This window comes from Streptomyces sp. NPDC007983, from assembly GCF_042958345.1.
GTDB lineage: Bacteria > Actinomycetota > Actinomycetes > Streptomycetales > Streptomycetaceae > Streptomyces.
This window is the reverse complement of record NZ_JBIBJI010000036.1, coordinates 1-16,309: the sequence shown is the minus strand read 5'-3', so window position 1 is coordinate 16,309 and position 16,309 is coordinate 1. Positions and strand designations below refer to the sequence as shown.

The window sequence follows — 16,309 nt, the reverse complement described above, 5'->3', positions numbered from 1 at the left end:
TCCTCTATGGCCTGGGCCTGTGGTACTCGGGTCTGGTCAGCCGGCGCTCCGCTGCTCCATCCGGCGGCGCAGGCTCAGCGGACGCATGTCGGTCCACACCTCGGCAATGTGTTCCAGGCAGCCCTCGTGGGTGCCCTCGAAGCCCTCGGGGCGCCAGCCCGCGGGCAGCTCCCGGTCGGCCCACCAGATCGAGTACTGCTCCTCATCGTTGAGTACGACGCGATGGGTGGTGGTGGCGGTCATGGCGCTCCCTCGGCGGCTGGGGTCGGACGGCTCCGTTGAAACCCGGAGCCGGATGGCCCGACAGGAGTCGGAGCCGTACTCGAAGGAATATTCGGGTGCGCTCTATACCCCACCTATACGGCGTGAACACGCCCTCTATACAGCCGCGAGATTCATCAAATCCGCAGGTCACAAGGGCTATGGGAGGCATATAGAAGGCGCTGGAAGGATCGCCCCCCGACAGCGGCCCGGCTGCGGGCCCGCCCGCCGGAACAGTGGAGAGGTCCATGTCCGAAACCGTTCGAACCCCTCGATCCATCGGCGTGTTCTGCGGGGCACGTCCCGGCAGCGGCCCACGCCACGCCGAGCTCGCGTACGACTTCGGTGCCGCCCTCGGGGCCCGCGGACTGGGGCTGGTCTACGGCGCCGGGGGCGTCGGCGTGATGGGCGCGGTCGCCGACGGCGCCATCGACGCCGGAGCTCCCGTCACCGGAGTGATCCCGCACGACCTGCACGAGCGGGAGCGGCCCGACAAGGCCCGCGGAGAGATATTCGTGGTGCGCGGCATGCACGATCGCAAAGCGCTGATGTACCGGCTCTCCGAGGCGTTCGCCGTCCTGCCCGGCGGCTACGGCACCCTGGACGAGTTGATGGAGGTAGCCACCTGGAATCAGCTCGGCTTCCACGACAAACCGATCGTGCTGGTCAACACGCACGGTTTCTTCGATCCGTTGATCGCCCTCCTCGACCACCTCGTAGCTGAGGGATTCATGTCGGCTCATGACCGCGAGCTCGTGCAGGCCGGCACCGATGTGGGGGAGTGCCTCGACCTGATCACCCTGAACGAACCGGCGGCCCTGGCCGGCTGACCGACCGGGCACCGGCCGGACTCGACGCCCTGACCGGTCGTAACGCCTGAGAACAGACCATCTGCGCCGGGCGCATGTCCGCGCGGTCGGCCTAGGCACGACCACTTCCGCCTTCTCTGACTTCTGCGAAAGAGTCTCTATGACGAAGTCAAGCCGCCTGCGCGACCGGCCGGGCGGAGGTGAAGACCCGATTGTCGCGCAGGAGCGCCCACAGGACACTGGCCCGTCGGCGGGCGAGGGCGACCACGCCCTGGACGTGTTTGCAGCCCTCGCCGCGCTTCAGGCAGAAGTCCCGGTTCGGCCCGTCGCGAATGATGCTGGTCTGGGCGGACATGTAGAACACCCGTCGCAGGCGGCGGCTGTAGCGCTTGGGCCGGTGCAGGTTGCCGCTCCGGCGGCCGGAGTCGCGTGGGACAGACACCAGCCCGGCCGCCGAGGCCAGGTGGCCGGCATGCAGGTAGGCGGACAGGTCACCGGCGGCGACCACGAACTCCGCTCCCAGTATCGGGCCCATGCCGGGCAAGGACTCGATGATCTCCGCCTGCGGGTGGCTGCGGAAGGTGTCGCGGATCTGCCGGTCGATCCGCTTCAAGCGGTCGTTCAGGGCCAGGACCTGTATGGCCAGGTCGGCGACGATCTGCGCGGCGACATCCTCGCCGGGCAAGGCGGTCTCGGCGATGACGTAAGCGTCGCGGGCATCGGTCTTCGCCTCACCCCGGTGGGCACCGGCCATGCGGTTGACCATGCGGCCCGGCACGTAGACAGCCCGCTGGCCGTGAGCCGCCAGCAGGGCCAGCAGCAGCGCGGAGCACGTGCCGGAGATGTCCACCGCCCAGTGGACCTCGTCCACCAAATCCAGGATCTCGCTGAGCGCGGCCAGGACCGCCGATTCATCGTTGTCGATCTTCTTCGACCACAGGTGGTGCCGGTCTCGTCGAACACCGCGGCCCAGTGGTGCCCCTTACCCGCGTCGATCCCGGCCCAGACCTGGGCCTGGCGCTTGCTCACTCGTCCCTCCTCGCATCCCACAGGATGCCGTCGGCCCGAGGAACACCCCGGCTGTCATCTCCGTAAACAGCGACCGCGTGAAGCGCGCGCATCTCAATCAGCAGCCAGGGCGCCCCGGAGAGCCGGACGGCCGCTCCATGGCAGCCACAACTGGCAAATCACCATCAGCCACATCCGGCCCTCCCGGGCCGCCTAACAACTTACGGAGACCCCATGCGCACACACGTCATGACAACGACGGTCGCCGGCGCGGTGGCCGTCCTCGGGATCGTCTGCGGTCGCGCCGACCCGAGCTTCGCGGCGCAGGCGCCGACGCCGACTCCGGCAGTCCGCTCAGGCACTGTCACCGCCGCTGGCGCCAACCTGGGCCTCGGCACCTCAGAAGCCGGGAACGTCCAGCAGTGGCTGAAGCGGTACTGGCGCTACAACGGTCCGGTCAACGGGCTTCTAGGCACTGACAGTTGGATGGCCTTCCAGCGCTGCCTGAAGAACGGGTGGGACTACACCGGCGCGATCGACGGATCCCTCCGCAACGACACCGTGGCCGCTCTGCAACGCCTGCTGGCGGCTCGCCGCGGGTACACCGGCCCGATCGACGGCACCCCCGGGCCGGAGACACAGGCCGCTTTTAAACGGTTCGCGAACGGGGACGGGCCGACGTCCGCCGACTGCTGAAACAGCCGTCCCGGCCACGCACGTCGGCTCGTCGCCTCCTCCGGGACGACGAGCCGACGCACGTTGCCGCCTGTCAAGTACAGCGGTCCAGGAGGTGCGGCCGGTCTCCAGCGCGGCCACGATCGAGTACGGCCAGCCCGGGATCATCTGGTGCTTTGCCTCGCCCCGGCCATAGATGTGGCAGAAGGAACGGTCCGGGCAGGTCGCGGCGTCCGGCCGCAGCCACGGCGACACGTCGACCGCCAGGACCAAGCGGCCGTCGTCGGCCTTGGGCAGCGGCAGTCCGGCAAGCGTCCGCCGCAGCCGGCCGATGTCCACGTGGCCCCTGTTCAAGCCGCCGTACAAGGCGCCGTGGCCACGGCGGTGTTCCGGCGCCAGGGCGAGGTCGACCAGGTTTTGACCGGGCCGTCCGTACACAACAACGCGTCAGTAAGCTCGAACAGAGCATCCCGGCGCCCGTTCAAGCAGTCGTAGAAGTCGCCATGGAAGCGTGACAGCCTCGCAAACGCCTCCTGCCGGTTCCCCTGCTGCAGCACAATCGTCTCCACGGCCTCGGTCTGGTCAGGTGTGTCCTTGGTCGGAGCACATGATCAAGCCGAGGCCACCCGCATGTCCGGCGAATGCCCAGGTGAGCGACCCAGTTCGAGGCACGTTTCGACCTCGTCAGATAAACGACAAGCTGAGGACCGCCGACAGTTGAGTGGTGTCGGGTGTGGTGAAGGAGCTCGTGCACTGTGCCCTGAGCCTGTGGCTGGAGTAATGACCCGGCGGCCGGGACAGGGACGTCTACTTCACTCCGGCTACGCGCCGGTATGGAGGTCTGCGGCCCATACGCAAGGCGTCGCCGGATAGCGGTCCCGGGTCGCCTTGATCGTGTGGTGCAGCGCGATGGCGGCTCGCTCGGGGGCCGAGGGTGCTCAACGTTCACACTGTCTCCCCTCCCGCATGCCCGCCAGTGATCGTCTCCACTGGGGGAACTTCACCGGCAGCATCCCCCGCGCGCGATGTACCGGCAACTGGTAATTGTTTATGCAGGAGTTAACGGGCCCGGGGGTACCTTGTCCTATGTCGAGCCCTAAATCCCGCAGACGGGACCTCAACGAGCTCCGCCGACAGGACTCCGACCCGGGGCTGACCTCAACGACCGTAAGATTGCGTGTGCCGAACGGGCACGGACGGGGACGACATGGCACGTGTGGTGTGTGTGCACGGGGTGGGCCAGCAAACGGGGGGCGAGGAGAGCCTGCTCGTGACCTGGCGCCCGGCCCTTCTTGACGGACTACGTCGGGCTGGCGCAACCCAACTCCCACACAGTGGCATCTCCATGGCCTTCTACGGGGACCTGTTCCGGCTTCCGGGACAGCCGCTGGCGGTCGGGGAGCCGCGGTACACCGCCGCCGATGTGTCCGATGGATTCGAGACTGAACTGCTGTTCGCCTGGTGGAAGGCGGCGGCCGAGGTGGACTCCACGGTCGTGCCGCCCGGCGCCGACACGCTCGCCCGGACCCCGCGCTCGGTGCAAGCTGCCCTGCGCGCGCTGTCCCGGTCACGGTTCTTCTCCGGCCTGGCGCTGCGCGCCCTCGTCGGCGCCCTGAAACAGACCAGCCGCTACCTGCTGGACATCGAGGTGCGGGCCGCTGCCCGCAAGCGCGTCCTCTCGGAGATCGGGGACGACACCCAGGTCGTCGTCGCCCACTCACTCGGCTCGGTAGTGGCCTACGAGGCCCTGTGCTCCGCTCCGGGCCATAGCGTCCGCGCGCTTGTGACACTGGGTTCACCGCTCGGGGTGCGCATGATCTTCGACCGGCTGAGCCCCGCCCCGACCCCACTCGGAGCCTGGCCCGGTGGGGACGACCTGGCCTGGACGAACGTTGCTGACCACGGTGATGTCGTCGCCCTCGTCAAGGACCTGCGCCCCTGGTTCGGGCCTAAGGTCGAAGGAGTGGCCGTGCACAACGGCGCGAGTGCCCACGATGCGACGGCCTATCTGACTGATACCCGGGTCGGGTCGGCGATAGCTGGCGGGCTCGGTGTCCGGTGACTGGCCGGCCGGTAGTGGCGAGCCCCGCCGGTTCCTCATCGCGACGGCGGTGACGAGATACCAGGCGGGGAGCCACCTCGGCTGGGACCGTCCCAACCTCGTGGGGGCGCGGGACGACATCGTAGAGCTGTTCGCTGGCCGCCTCGGCTACCAGCACGTCACCGACCTCGGCCTCGACCCGACATCCGATCAACTGACCCGGCACCTGAGGGACTTCTGCAGATCCTCGGAGCGTCGACCGGACGACATACTGGCGGTGTACATCGCCGGGCACGGCGAGATCCTCGACGATACCGGCGAACACGTCCTGCTGATGTCCGACACCGATCCCGAGGACATCGACGACGCCCTCCTCACCGCGACCCTGGCCCGCAAAATGCTGCGCGGCACGTCCATCCGTCGGCTCCTGCTGATGCTCGACACTTGCTACTCCGGCCAGGGGGGCAACGAATTTGTCGCCGCCACCCTGACCCGTGCTGGCAACGGCTGGCGCCATGAGTTCGGGACCGGACTGGCCGTCCTCACATCCGCCTACCCGCACCAACAGGCAGAGACTGGAGCCTTCCCGCGCGTCCTTGCACACGCCGTGGACAGCCTCGCTACGGCAGGGCACGGCCCGACGACCCTCGACATTGACGCCCTCGTCGGGCGGATGAACGATGATCCGTCCTTACCACCGCACCAGCACATCAACGCGAACCTGGCCCGCATGAGCGGCGAGGCGCCTCCCTTCTTTCCCAACCCCCGCCACGACGCCCGGCTCACCGAGGTGGACCTCGCCCTCCAGCAGGCGATCCAGTGGGAGGAACAGCGCGAACGGCGGGAGACCGAGCTGCGCACCCGGTTCCTGGTGCGCGCCATGGGGGCCACCCCCGACCGGGCGGGCTGGTGGTTCTCCGGCCGGCACCGGGCGCTGGCCGAGATCACCTCATGGCTTCGGGTCGGCGGCGCCGAAACGTCACCGGTTCTGGCCGTCACCGCCGGCCCCGGCTCGGGCAAGACCGCAGTGCTCGGGCTGGTCGCGGCCCTGACCGACGAGGAGCATCGCCGCATCATCCCGCTGGACACTATCGGAACCGCAACAGCCGACCTGCCCGCCCCGGGTGATCTCGACGTCAGCGTCTACGCCCAACATCTGACTGACGAGCAAGTGCTCCAGGGCCTGGCCGAGGCCGCCCGAGTACCGGCCACCACGGTCGGTGAGCTCGCCGAAGGACTACGCCGTGAAGCCGCTGGCCGCACGTTCACGGTCTTGATCGATGCACTGGACGAGGCCATGACCCCCGACACCCTGTGCGGCCGGGTGTTACTCCCGCTGATCCGGCAAACCGGCGTCCCCGTCAGATTCCTGCTCGGCACCCGCCCCCACCTGCTGCCGACGCTCGGCCTACGCCGCGAAGACCAGATCGACCTGGACGCCGACCGGTACGCGGACCCGGACGCCCTGCTGCGATACACGGTCCTCAACCTCCTTCAAGCGCACCCCGGCTCGCCCTACCTGAACTGTCCGCAGGAGCTGCGCATGTCCGTCGCCCGGCGTGTCGCCGCCGCTGCGGGTCCGTCGTTCCTCGTCGCCCGGATCTCTGCGGGCACCCTGGCTGCCACGCCCGTGCTGCCCGACCCCGACGACCCGGCCTGGCGCGCTGCCCTGCCCCGGCTTCCCAGCGAGGCCATGCGGCACGACATGGCCGAACGGCTCGGCTCCGACGCGGACCGCGCTGTCGACCTGCTGAGACCGCTCGCGTTCACGGAGGGCCAGGGCCTGCCCTGGGAAGACCTGTGGGCGTCACTCGCAAGCGCGCTGTCGGGGCGGGTGTACACGGACGACGACATCATGTGGCTGCGGCACGCGGCCGGCGCATACGTGGTCGAGGCCACGGAATCCGGCCGCTCCGCCTACCGCCTTTACCACGAGGCCCTGGCCGAACACCTCAGGGCGGACGTGGACGCCACCGAGGCGCACGCCCGCGTTACACACGCCCTCATCTCGCGCGTTCCCCGCGCCCTCGACGGCGAACGTGACTGGAGCCGCGCCCACCCCTACACCCGGCGGTATTTGCCCGCCCACGCCGTACGGGGCGAGGTGCTCGACGAGGTCGTCACAGAGGCCGAATTCCTCGTGCACGCCGACCCCGACGAGCTGATGTCCCACCTGCGCGAGGTGCGGTCCGGGCCCGCCTACCGGGCGGCGGAGATTTACCGAACGTCCTTCGGCGCGCACCGCCACGAGGACTCGAGCGAGCGCCGCCGCATCCTCGCCTTGGATGCCGCCCATCACGATGACCCGGCTCTGCTCGCGACGCTGAACTCGGGGATCGATGAGCACGCCTGGAAGCCGGTGTGGAGCTCCGGAGGCACCTTGTCGGCCGGCCTGCGGGCCATCCTCGCCCACAAGACGGGGCGGGTGCGCTCCGTGGCCTGCGGCAAGGTGAACGGACAGGATGTCGTCGCAGTGGGCTACGGCGACACGACCGTGCGCCTGTGGAATCTGGTGACCGGCCGGCGGATCGACGACCTGCACACCGGCCATCTCGGTGCCGTGATGGCGATGTACTGCACGGATCTGGCGGGACGGCCGGTTCTGGTCACAGGATCCGGAGACTGCACGCTACGGCTGTGGGACCTGGCCACCGGCCGGCCCATCGGCGATCCCCTGACCGGCCACGAAGCCCCTGTGACCGCTGTGTCGTGCACGGAACTCGGGGGCAGGGCGATGGCTGTGAGCAGTTCGGCCGACGGCACCGCGCGCGTCTGGGACCTGGCCACGGGCAGACAGATTGGCGATCCGCTGGATGACCACGCTGGTTCGGTGAGAGGGGTCGCGTGCACGGTGATCGACGGCCATCCGGCAGCCGTGACTGCCGCAGGCCGCCGCACCCTGCATGTGTGGAGGCTGGGCCTCGACAAGCACACCCACCAGGCCGCGATCACCCACCATTCACAGATCAACATCTTGACGTGTACCGAGCAAAGCGGCCGTCCGACGGTCGTGACCTGTTCAGGGGACCGGACGGTACAGGCTTGGGATCTCACCGACCGGCGCATGTATGGCGAACTCCAAACCGGGCACGCCGCATCGGTGAACGCCCTCGCCTGTGCCGTTCTGGACGGACATCTCGTCGCTGTCACCGGCTCTGACGACCGCACTGTGAAGGTCTGGGACCTCAGCACCCGCGAGCAGTTGGGCAAGACAATGTACGGGCACACGCGTGAGGTGACGGCCGCAGCCTGCGCGACGGTGAACAGCGGTCTAGTGGCGGTGACGGGTTCCGACGACCGGAGCATTCGCACTTGGGAGCTGACCACGGCCGGCAAACGCGTCGGGAACGGAGGCCACGATGCCATCGCGACCGCTGTGGCGTGCACGGAGCTGAACGGCCGCCAGGTCTCGGTCACCGCTCACGACAGCCCGGTCCTGAGACGGTGGGACGTAGCCACGGGACAGCCGCTCGCACCGCTTCGGACCGGTCATACGGGTGCCGTAACAAGCCTAGTCTGCACGGAGCTAGCCGGACGGCCGGTCGTCGTCACGGGCTCGACGGACCTGACGGTCGGGGTCTGGGACGCAGCAACCGGACAGGCTGCCCTACCACCGGCCCGGGGACACGAGGACCGGGTCACGGCGGTGGCGTGCATGAGCCTGAACGATCGACCGGTCATTGTCAGCGCGGCGGCGGACGGCACGGCACGAGCGTGGGACCTCAACCGCGGTGAGCTGCTCGGCCCACCCGTGATCGTTCATGTGGGACCCGAGGACCTCGGTCTCCGCACCCCGCTCACCGCGGTGGCATGCGGCGTACTGCACGGTCGGCCGGTCGGGATCGTGGGCTCGAGGCGTGGCGACATCCGGGTGTGGGACCTGACTACAGGAGAACCACCCGTACTGCCCACCGGGGAGCGGGCCCCAAGGCGTCCTTTCCATTGGATGAGCAGTGCCCACGGCGTCAGGACGATGGCCTTCGTCGCGCGCGGCTCGTCTCCCGTCGTCGTCACGGGCAACAGCAGCGGCAGGCTCTCCGTGTGGGACCTGTCCTCGCTGCGCGCTGGCACTCCGCTGACCGGCCACTTGGCCGATTCACATCCTCTGGCGGCACCTCCGCTTCGAACGGCATCACCACGCATTGTGACCGCGGTCGCAACCACCACCCTTGACGGCCGACCCGTCGCGGCCACCTGCTCCTCCGACGAGACCGTGCGTCTGTGGGACCTGAACACCTATCGCACCCTCGACGCCGTCCCCACGCCAGACGCATGCCACGCCCTGACCTTCGCCGAGACCGGGCATCTGGTCTGCTGCTACGGCGACCAGATCACCGTGCTGCGGCAGGCAGTCCAGTGACCCGGTGGTGACTCGCCTGATCACCTGGGCAGCCTGTGCCGTTCAGGAATGCGTCGTTGCAGGTCGTAGGTGGTCTGGCGGGGTCTGCGGGCGTGCTGGGACCATGTCCAGGTGATCGTGTCACTGGTGTATCAGGTCACACGGAAGCTGCTCTCGGTTCCTGCGGTGTTGCTGCGTCGGCGGACGTCCAGAGATGCTGAATTGCTCGTGCTCCGGCACGAGAACGCGGTGCTGCGCAGGCAACTTGCGAGTCCGGTGCGGTATCAGTGGGCGGAACGGTTGTGGTTCGCGGCATTGTCCTCGCTGATACCCCGGCGTCGCTGGGCGCAAGTGTTCCCTGTTACGCCAGGGACGTTGCTCCGCTGGCATCGGCGTCTCGTTGCACGCAGGTGGGACTACAGCGAGTGCCGGACCAGGCCGGGCCGGCCGGCGACAGCGGAAGCCGTGAAGGAGCTGGTGCTACGGCTGGCACGCGAGAACCCGCGCTGGGGCTGCCGCAGGATCCAAGGGGAACTCGCCCGGCTGGGCCACAAGATCGGAGCCTCCACAGTCTGGAAGATCTTGACGGCAGCCGGTGTCGACCCGGCTCCCCGCCGCAGCGGGCCGACATGGCGCGAGTTCCTGACATCCCAGTCCGAGGCCATCGTTGCCTGCGACTTCCTGCACATCGACCTGGCAAGCCTTCGCCGGGTCTACGCGCTGGTCTTCCTCGAGCACGGCACGCGCCGCCTCCACATCGCCGGCGTCACCGCTCATCCGACTGCGCAGTGGACGGCCCAACAGGCCCGCAACCTCGCTCTTGAGGTAGACGTGCGCCTCGAGTCGCTGCGCTTTGTGATCCGCGACCGGGACAGCAAATACACCGAATCCTTCGACGCGGTCTTCGAAGCTGAGGGCATCGAAACGGTCAGGACCGCCCCGCGGTCCCCGCGGATGAACGCGCACTGCGAGAGAGTCATCGGGACACTGCGGCGTGAACTCCTCGATCACGTGCTGATCTGGAACGAGACCCACGCTCGCCACGTCCTCGACGTCTACGCCCGGCACTACAACGGCCATCGCCCCCATCAGGCCCGAGAGCAACGTCCGCCCCTTACCGACAGCCGGACCGCACCATTGACCGACTCGAGCACTCCGCCACGACTACTCCAGACTCGCGTCCTCGGCGGCCTGATCAACGAGTACAGACACGCGGCCTGACCTGCCGCGACAGATTTCTGAACGGCACATGCTGCCTCAGCATGACTGGGCACCGGTGGATGTTGCGCTCAGCGCCGTTATTGTGCTGTTACGCGTAGAAGGTCTGGGGCATGAATATAACTTTTTGACATACAGACCGTGCACTCGGTCGGTCAACGTGGTGTGATACCGGCCAATACGTCGACGGAGGTGCCGGAGCGTCTCCGCGTCGCGGCGAGGAGGCTGAGATGACGGTGGTGGGATCGGAGTCCGGGGCGGATGTGTCATCGGTGACGGGTGCGCCGACGCGGCCGGTCGGCAGATGGCTGGTGACCACGATGGCCTTGGCGCAGCTGGGGTTGTTCCTGGCGCTGGCGGCCCCCGTGTTCGTCGGACTGGCGGTCAAAGTGCAGGCCGTGGCACCGGGGCACGAGGTCGGGGCGCTGGGGCTGGCGTCCACGGTGGGCGCGGTGGCGGCGTTCGTGGCGAACCCGGTCTTCGGGCGGATCAGCGACCGTACGACCGGCCGGTTCGGGCGCCGTCGGCCATGGCTGGTGGCGGGCGTGCTGGGCCTGGCCATATGCCTGTTGATCATCGCGACGGCGCAGAGCCTGACCGTGGTCGTGGTGGCGTGGTTCGTCGGACAGGTGTCGGCGAACGCGGCGCTGGCCGCCCACGTGGCGACCGTCGCGGATCAGGTGCCGATGTTCCAGCGGGGCAAGGTGGCCGGGCTGCTCGGGGTGATGCAGAACCTCGCGATCCTCGGCGCCGCCTACGCGGGCAAGTTCTTCAGCGGGCACGTGCTGGTGCTGTTCCTCGTTCCCGGCCTGGTGGGACTGGGACTGATGTTGCTGTTCGCCGTCGTCCTGCCGGATCGTCCGCTGCCGCACCGGCCGCCGCGCGAGGGCGGGCTGCGCACCGTGCTGAAGACGTTCTGGGTGAACCCCCGCCGGTACCCCGACTTCGCCTTCGTCTGGGTGTCGCGGTTCCTGCTCGTCCTGGCCTCGTATCTGTTCACCACGTTCCGGCTGCTCTACCTCCAGCACGAGTTCACGCTGTCGGTCGCGCGGGCGACGGGAGTGATGGCCACCGGCGTGCTGGTCTACACGATCGCCCTGGTCATCGCCGCGCAGACCACCGGGTGGCTCTCCGACCGGCTGCGGCGCCGGAAGGCGTTCGTGTTCTCCGCGACGCTGATCTTCGGGATCGGCCTGGCCATGTTGATCGGCGCCAACTCCCTCGAGATGTTCTACCTCGCCGAGGTGGTGTGCGGGCTGGGCTACGGCATCTACATGGGGGTGGATCTGGCACTGGTGATCGACGTGCTGCCCGACCCCGACGACGCGGCGAAGGACCTCGGGGTGTTCAACATCGCCAACGTCGGCCCGCAGTCGATCGCGCCGGGCCTGGGCGCGGTGCTGATCAGCGTCGGAGGCAGCCACAACTACACGGTGCTGCTGACCACCGCGGCCGCGATCTGCCTGGTGGGAGCACTGGCCATCCTCCCGGTGAAGAAGGTCCGTTGACCCCCGAACTCCGTCGAATCGAAAAGGACATCATGACCGCTGACGCACCCGACGACCCGACGGGCCGTATCGAGAAGGCGATCGAGACGCTCGACCTCGACCGGAAGGTGTGCCTGCTCACCGGGGCGGCGATGTTCGCGCTGCACGCCGAGCCCGAGATCGGGCTGGACGAGGTGAGGCTGTCGGACGGCCCCACCGGTGTACGGGGCCCGGAGTTCACCGGTGGCCGCAGGTCCTGTCTGCTGCCCAACGCCACCCTGCTGGCCCAGCACTGGGATGTGACAGTGGCGGAGCAGGTCGGAGCCCTCCTGGCGGAGGAGGCCGCCGCGCACGACGCGCACGTGGTGCTCGGCCCGACGATCAACCTGCACCGCACCCCGCTGGGCGGGCGGCTGTTCGAGACGTACAGCGAGGACCCCCTGCTGACCGGGGCGCTGGCGAGCGGTTTCGTCCGCGGGCTCCAGCAGCACGGGGTCGCCGCGACGCCCAAGCACTTCCTCGCCAACGAGTCCGAGACCGAACGCACCACCGTCGACTCGGTCATCGACGAGCGGACGCTGCGCGAAGTGTATTTGCTGCCCTTCGAGATGGTGGTGACCGATGCCCGCGCGTGGTCGGTCATGGCCGCCTACAACGGGGTCAACGGGACGCCCGCCACTGAGCACACCGAACTCATCGACGGGGTGCTCAAGGGCGAGTGGGGCTTCGACGGCGTGGTGATGTCCGACTGGTACGCCACCCGCTCCACCGTGGCCAGCGCCGGCGGGGGGCTGGACCTGGTGATGCCCGGACCCGACGGACCGTGGGGACACCGCCTGGTGACGGCCGTGCGCGCCGGTGTGGTCGGGGAGAGCGCCGTCGACGAGCACCTGCGGCGACTTCTTCGACTGGCCTCCAGGGTCGGCCGGTTCCCCGCATCCTCCGCCGACCGGAGCCGTGAGCTGCCGGCGCCGGACAGCCCCGCCCGCCGTGACCAGTTGCGGCGTCTCGCCGCGGGCGGCATGACCGTACTCGTCAACCGCGAGGGCGCGCTGCCTCTCGCGGCCGACACCGGGAGCGTGGCGGTGATCGGACGGCATGCCGTCGAAACCATCGTGCAGGGCGGCGGCTCGGCGAAGCTGCGGCCACCCCATGTGGTGTCCATCGCCGAAGGGCTGATCACCGCGCTCGGCCAGGACCGGGTGACCCTGTCCGACGGGGTGGAGGTCCGGCACCGCCCGGTGCCCGTGCCGGACCTGCTGCGCGACCCGGAAACCGGGCTGCCCGGCATGCGGGTCACCGCTCGGGACGCCACCGGTGCGGTGCTGGACTCCCGCCACACCGAGGTGACCGAACTCGTCACCGGACGCGGCAGCTGGCTCGACAGCGCCGACACCATCGAACTGACGGCCCGGATCGCGCTGGACGCCCCGGCTCGTATGCAGATCGGCGTGACCGGGCTGGGCGAATGGGCCGTCCGGGCCGGTTCGCGGCGGTACACCATCAGCCAGGACGGCGCCGCCGCGTTCTCCGCGGGCGTGCTCAATCCACCGGCGTGGACCACGAAGCTCGACCTCGAACCCGGCGTGATCCTCACGGCCACCCGCCCCCGGCTGGTGGAACACAGCCGATGCGGCCTGATCGCCCGCCCCGCCTCGCCCCCGCCGGCCACGGCGATCGGCGCGGCGGCCCGCGCCGCCGCCCACGCCGATGTGGCAGTCGTGGTGGTCGGCCTGACCGACGAACAGGAAACCGAAGGGCTCGACAAGACGACCCTCGCGCTGCCGGGAGAGCAGGACGCCCTGGTGGCCGCGGTCGCCGCGGCGGCGAAGCGCACCGTCGTCGTGATCAACGCGGCCACCCCCGTGCTCATGCCCTGGCTCGACCGGGTCGACGCGGTGCTGTGGGCCGGGCTGCCCGGTCAGGAAGCGGGCGACGCGGTCGCCGCCGCGCTGCTCGGCGAGGTCGAACCCGCCGGCCGGCTGGTCACCACCTTCCCCGCCCATGACGGCGACGGTCCGGCCTGGGACACCACCCCGACCGACGGCGCGCTCGCCTACACCGAGGGCGCCGCGTTCGGCTACCGCGGGTGGGCCACACCCGAATGCCCGCAACCGCTGTTCTGGTTCGGCCACGGTCTGGGCTACGGGGCCTGGCGCTACGAGCACGCCGACGCGACCGTCCACGACGGCATGGTCCGCAGTGTGCGGGCCCAGGTCACCAACATCGGAACCCATGCCTCCCGCGAAGTCGTTCAGCTCTATCTGCGGCCGGCCGACCCCGCCGAGCCGGTCCGGCTCATCGGCTGGGCGGGCGTGCACGTACGCCCGGATGAGACGGCAACCATCGAGGTCCCCTGTGACCCTCGTGCCCAGCGCCGCTGGGACACCGACGCACAGGTCTGGCGGGCGCTGCCGGGCAGCCAGGTACTGGTCGCGCGAGGTCTCGGCGACACGCGCATTACGCTGGCCCTGCACTCGTCGCGCTGACCCGAGCCCGGACCGCCTCACCCATAAGGAGCACGCCCCATGTCCTTCCCACCCCGCTACCGCACCCCCCGTGCGAGGTCCAGGGTGGAGGCGGCAGGCGCCGAATCCCGTGCGAAGGCGGTCCGGGCCGCCATCGAGCTGTTCTCCACCGCCGGTTACCGGGGCACCAGCATCGCTCTGGTGGCCGAGAAGGCGGATCTGTCCCAGTCCGGTCTCCTGCATCACTTCCCCAACAAGGCGGCGTTGCTCGCGGCGGTGCTCGAACACCGCGAAGCCGAGGACGGGCGGTTCCTCGCCGGTACCGACGACCGCCCGCCACTCGGCTGGGCCGCCTTCGACGCCCTGACCGGTCTCGTGGCGCGCAACTCCACCCGACCCGAACTCGTCGGGCTGTTCGTGCGGCTCTCCGCCGAGGCCACCGAACCCGGCCATCCCGCCCACGCGTGGCTGCTCGACCACTACACCAGCACCCGGAACTGGCTCACCGACGCCATCCGCGACGGCCAGCACCGCGGCGAGATCCACCCCGACGCACCCGTCGCCGTCCTCGTGCGCCTCACAATCGCCACCCTCGACGGCTTGCAGCAGCAATGGCTGCTCGACACCGGCGGCACGGACATGGTCGCCGACTTCACCACCTTCGTCTCCGGCCTGCGCACACAATGGGACACCACACCGGCCGCCGACGGCAGCTCCGCATGACACCTGCGGCAACCTGTGCCGCTCGAAAAGTCATCGCTGCACGTCATGCCGCGTATCTGTACTCGTTGATGAGGCCGCCGAGGATCCGGGTGCGCTCGACTTTGGGAGTGTGGAGGTCATGCGCTGCGGCGGGTTGTTCGTGAGCGTCGGGTGGGAGCTGGTTCCGGGCTTGGTGGGGGCGGTGCTGGTTGTAGTGCCGCTCGTAGGCCGCGAGGACGTGGCGGGCGTGGGCCTCGTTCATGATGAGGACGTGGTCGAGGGCTTCGCGTCGGATGCTGCCGATGATGCGTTCGCAGTGCGCGTTCATACGGGGAGCCTGTGGCGCACTTTTGAGGATCTCGATCTCCTCGGCCTGGAAGACGGCGTCGAACGCCTCGCCGTACTTGCCATCGCGGTCGCGCAGCAGAAAGCGCAGGGACCCTGCGCGTCCGCCCAGGTCGGCGGTGAGATTCCTCGCCTGTTGCACCGCCCAGTTCCATGTCGGGCGGGCGGTGACCCCAGTGATGTGCAGCCGCCGGGTGCCGTGCTCGAGGAACACGAGCGCGTACGACCGCCTGCCGAGGGCGGTGTCGATGTGAAAGAAGTCTGCCGCGATGATGCCTTCGGCTTGCGCGGTCAGGAACTCGCGCCAGGTGGGACCTGAGCGACGTGGCGCCGGATCGACGCCCGCGGCATGGAGGATCTCTCAGACCGTCGAGGCGGCGATCCGATGCCCGAGTCGGGTCAACTCCTCCTGGATCCGCCGGTGTCCCCACCTTGGGTTCTCCCTGGCCAGTCGTAGGACGAGCTTCTTGATCTCTGTCCGGGTGGGTGGGCGTCCGGTGCGTCGGCGCGCGGTGTAGTCCCACTTCGCGGCGATGAACCTGCGGTAAGCCAGGCCAGCAGAGTGCCGGGGGCGACAGGGAAGATCTCGCGCCAGTGGCGTCGGGGTATCAGCGCGGACAGGGCGGCGAACCAGAACCGGTCGGCGGGCTCGTAGCGGACCGGTCCGGCCAGCTGGCGGCGCAGGACCGCGTTCTCGTGCCGCAGCACCAGAAGTTCCGCGTCCTTCGCTGTCCCGCGACGGAGGAGCACCGATGGAACGGTCAGCAGTTTCCGGGTCACGTTGTACAGCAAGGACACGATCACGGAGGACATGATCCCAGCGGACTGGCCGTACCACTCCCACCTGCGACGATGACTTTTCGAGCTGCGGCGCCTGGGCCGTGCGGTCAACCGCAAGCGGGTGGAGCGGGTGATGCGCGAACGTGGGATCGTCGGCGTCACACGTCGAAGACGCC

General features: G+C 69.1%; 9 protein-coding genes and 4 pseudogenes. 9 read left to right on the top strand and 4 right to left on the bottom strand.

Annotated features, from left to right (window positions below):
* Positions 1-36 precede the first annotated feature (36 nt).
* Complete coding sequence (locus ACFZCY_RS43595) at positions 37-243, bottom strand: MbtH family NRPS accessory protein (RefSeq protein WP_391187056.1); 207 nt, start codon at positions 241-243, stop codon at positions 37-39.
* Between the two features lie 266 nt (positions 244-509).
* Between ACFZCY_RS43595 and ACFZCY_RS43590 the strand changes: the two genes are divergently transcribed.
* Entirely contained in the window at positions 510-1,091 is a 582-nt protein-coding gene (locus tag ACFZCY_RS43590) for a TIGR00730 family Rossman fold protein (protein WP_391187054.1), read from the top strand.
* A 148-nt stretch (positions 1,092-1,239) separates the two neighbouring features.
* On the opposite strand, the pseudogene ACFZCY_RS43585 reads toward ACFZCY_RS43590, so the two are convergent.
* A pseudogene (locus tag ACFZCY_RS43585) lies at positions 1,240-2,099 on the bottom strand (transposase).
* A 213-nt stretch (positions 2,100-2,312) separates the two neighbouring features.
* Here ACFZCY_RS43585 and ACFZCY_RS43580 point away from each other — a divergent pair.
* A complete protein-coding gene (locus ACFZCY_RS43580; RefSeq protein ID WP_391187052.1) occupies positions 2,313-2,774 on the top strand; it encodes a peptidoglycan-binding protein in 462 nt (153 codons plus the stop codon).
* Here ACFZCY_RS43580 and ACFZCY_RS43575 read toward each other — a convergent pair.
* Positions 2,766-3,310, bottom strand: a pseudogene (locus tag ACFZCY_RS43575) (transposase); the annotation flags it as partial. The gene ACFZCY_RS43580 and the pseudogene ACFZCY_RS43575 overlap by 9 nt on opposite strands.
* Before the next feature lie 788 nt (positions 3,311-4,098).
* Here ACFZCY_RS43575 and ACFZCY_RS43570 point away from each other — a divergent pair.
* From ACFZCY_RS43570 to ACFZCY_RS43545, 6 genes are all read left to right on the top strand, one after another.
* Positions 4,099-4,815, top strand: coding sequence for a hypothetical protein (locus ACFZCY_RS43570; RefSeq protein ID WP_391187050.1), 717 nt, complete (start codon positions 4,099-4,101; stop codon positions 4,813-4,815).
* Positions 4,816-4,864: 49 nt separating this feature from the next.
* Positions 4,865-9,154 carry a caspase family protein gene (locus ACFZCY_RS43565; RefSeq protein ID WP_391187048.1) on the top strand — a complete coding sequence of 1,430 codons (4,290 nt, stop codon included), beginning with the start codon at positions 4,865-4,867 and terminating at the stop codon, positions 9,152-9,154.
* Between the two features lie 111 nt (positions 9,155-9,265).
* Positions 9,266-10,354: an integrase core domain-containing protein gene (locus ACFZCY_RS43560; protein WP_391187046.1), complete on the top strand. Its 1,089-nt coding sequence runs from the start codon at positions 9,266-9,268 to the stop codon at positions 10,352-10,354.
* A 227-nt stretch (positions 10,355-10,581) separates the two neighbouring features.
* Positions 10,582-11,859 carry an MFS transporter gene (locus ACFZCY_RS43555; RefSeq protein ID WP_391187044.1) on the top strand — a complete coding sequence of 426 codons (1,278 nt, stop codon included), beginning with the start codon at positions 10,582-10,584 and terminating at the stop codon, positions 11,857-11,859.
* Between the two features lie 32 nt (positions 11,860-11,891).
* Positions 11,892-14,327, top strand: coding sequence for a glycoside hydrolase family 3 C-terminal domain-containing protein (locus ACFZCY_RS43550; protein WP_391187042.1), 2,436 nt, complete (start codon positions 11,892-11,894; stop codon positions 14,325-14,327).
* Between the two features lie 39 nt (positions 14,328-14,366).
* Entirely contained in the window at positions 14,367-15,029 is a 663-nt protein-coding gene (locus tag ACFZCY_RS43545) for a TetR family transcriptional regulator (RefSeq protein WP_391187036.1), read from the top strand.
* A gap of 43 nt (positions 15,030-15,072) precedes the next feature.
* Here ACFZCY_RS43545 and ACFZCY_RS43540 read toward each other — a convergent pair.
* Positions 15,073-16,157 (bottom strand): annotated as a pseudogene (locus ACFZCY_RS43540) (integrase core domain-containing protein).
* A 58-nt stretch (positions 16,158-16,215) separates the two neighbouring features.
* Here ACFZCY_RS43540 and ACFZCY_RS43535 point away from each other — a divergent pair.
* Positions 16,216-16,309: pseudogene (locus tag ACFZCY_RS43535) on the top strand (IS3 family transposase); the annotation flags it as partial.

Bases quoted from the DNA above. Each gene is read 5' to 3' on its own strand.
- ACFZCY_RS43545 (WP_391187036.1), top strand. From the start codon at position 14,367: ATGTCCTTCCCACCCCGCTACCGCACCCCCCGTGCGAGGTCCAGGGTG.
- ACFZCY_RS43590 (WP_391187054.1), top strand. From the start codon at position 510: ATGTCCGAAACCGTTCGAACCCCTCGATCCATCGGCGTGTTCTGCGGG.
- ACFZCY_RS43550 (WP_391187042.1), top strand. From the start codon at position 11,892: ATGACCGCTGACGCACCCGACGACCCGACGGGCCGTATCGAGAAGGCG.
- ACFZCY_RS43580 (WP_391187052.1), top strand. From the start codon at position 2,313: ATGCGCACACACGTCATGACAACGACGGTCGCCGGCGCGGTGGCCGTC.
- ACFZCY_RS43570 (WP_391187050.1), top strand. From the start codon at position 4,099: ATGGCCTTCTACGGGGACCTGTTCCGGCTTCCGGGACAGCCGCTGGCG.
- ACFZCY_RS43555 (WP_391187044.1), top strand. From the start codon at position 10,582: ATGACGGTGGTGGGATCGGAGTCCGGGGCGGATGTGTCATCGGTGACG.
- ACFZCY_RS43595 (WP_391187056.1), bottom strand. From the start codon at position 243: ATGACCGCCACCACCACCCATCGCGTCGTACTCAACGATGAGGAGCAG.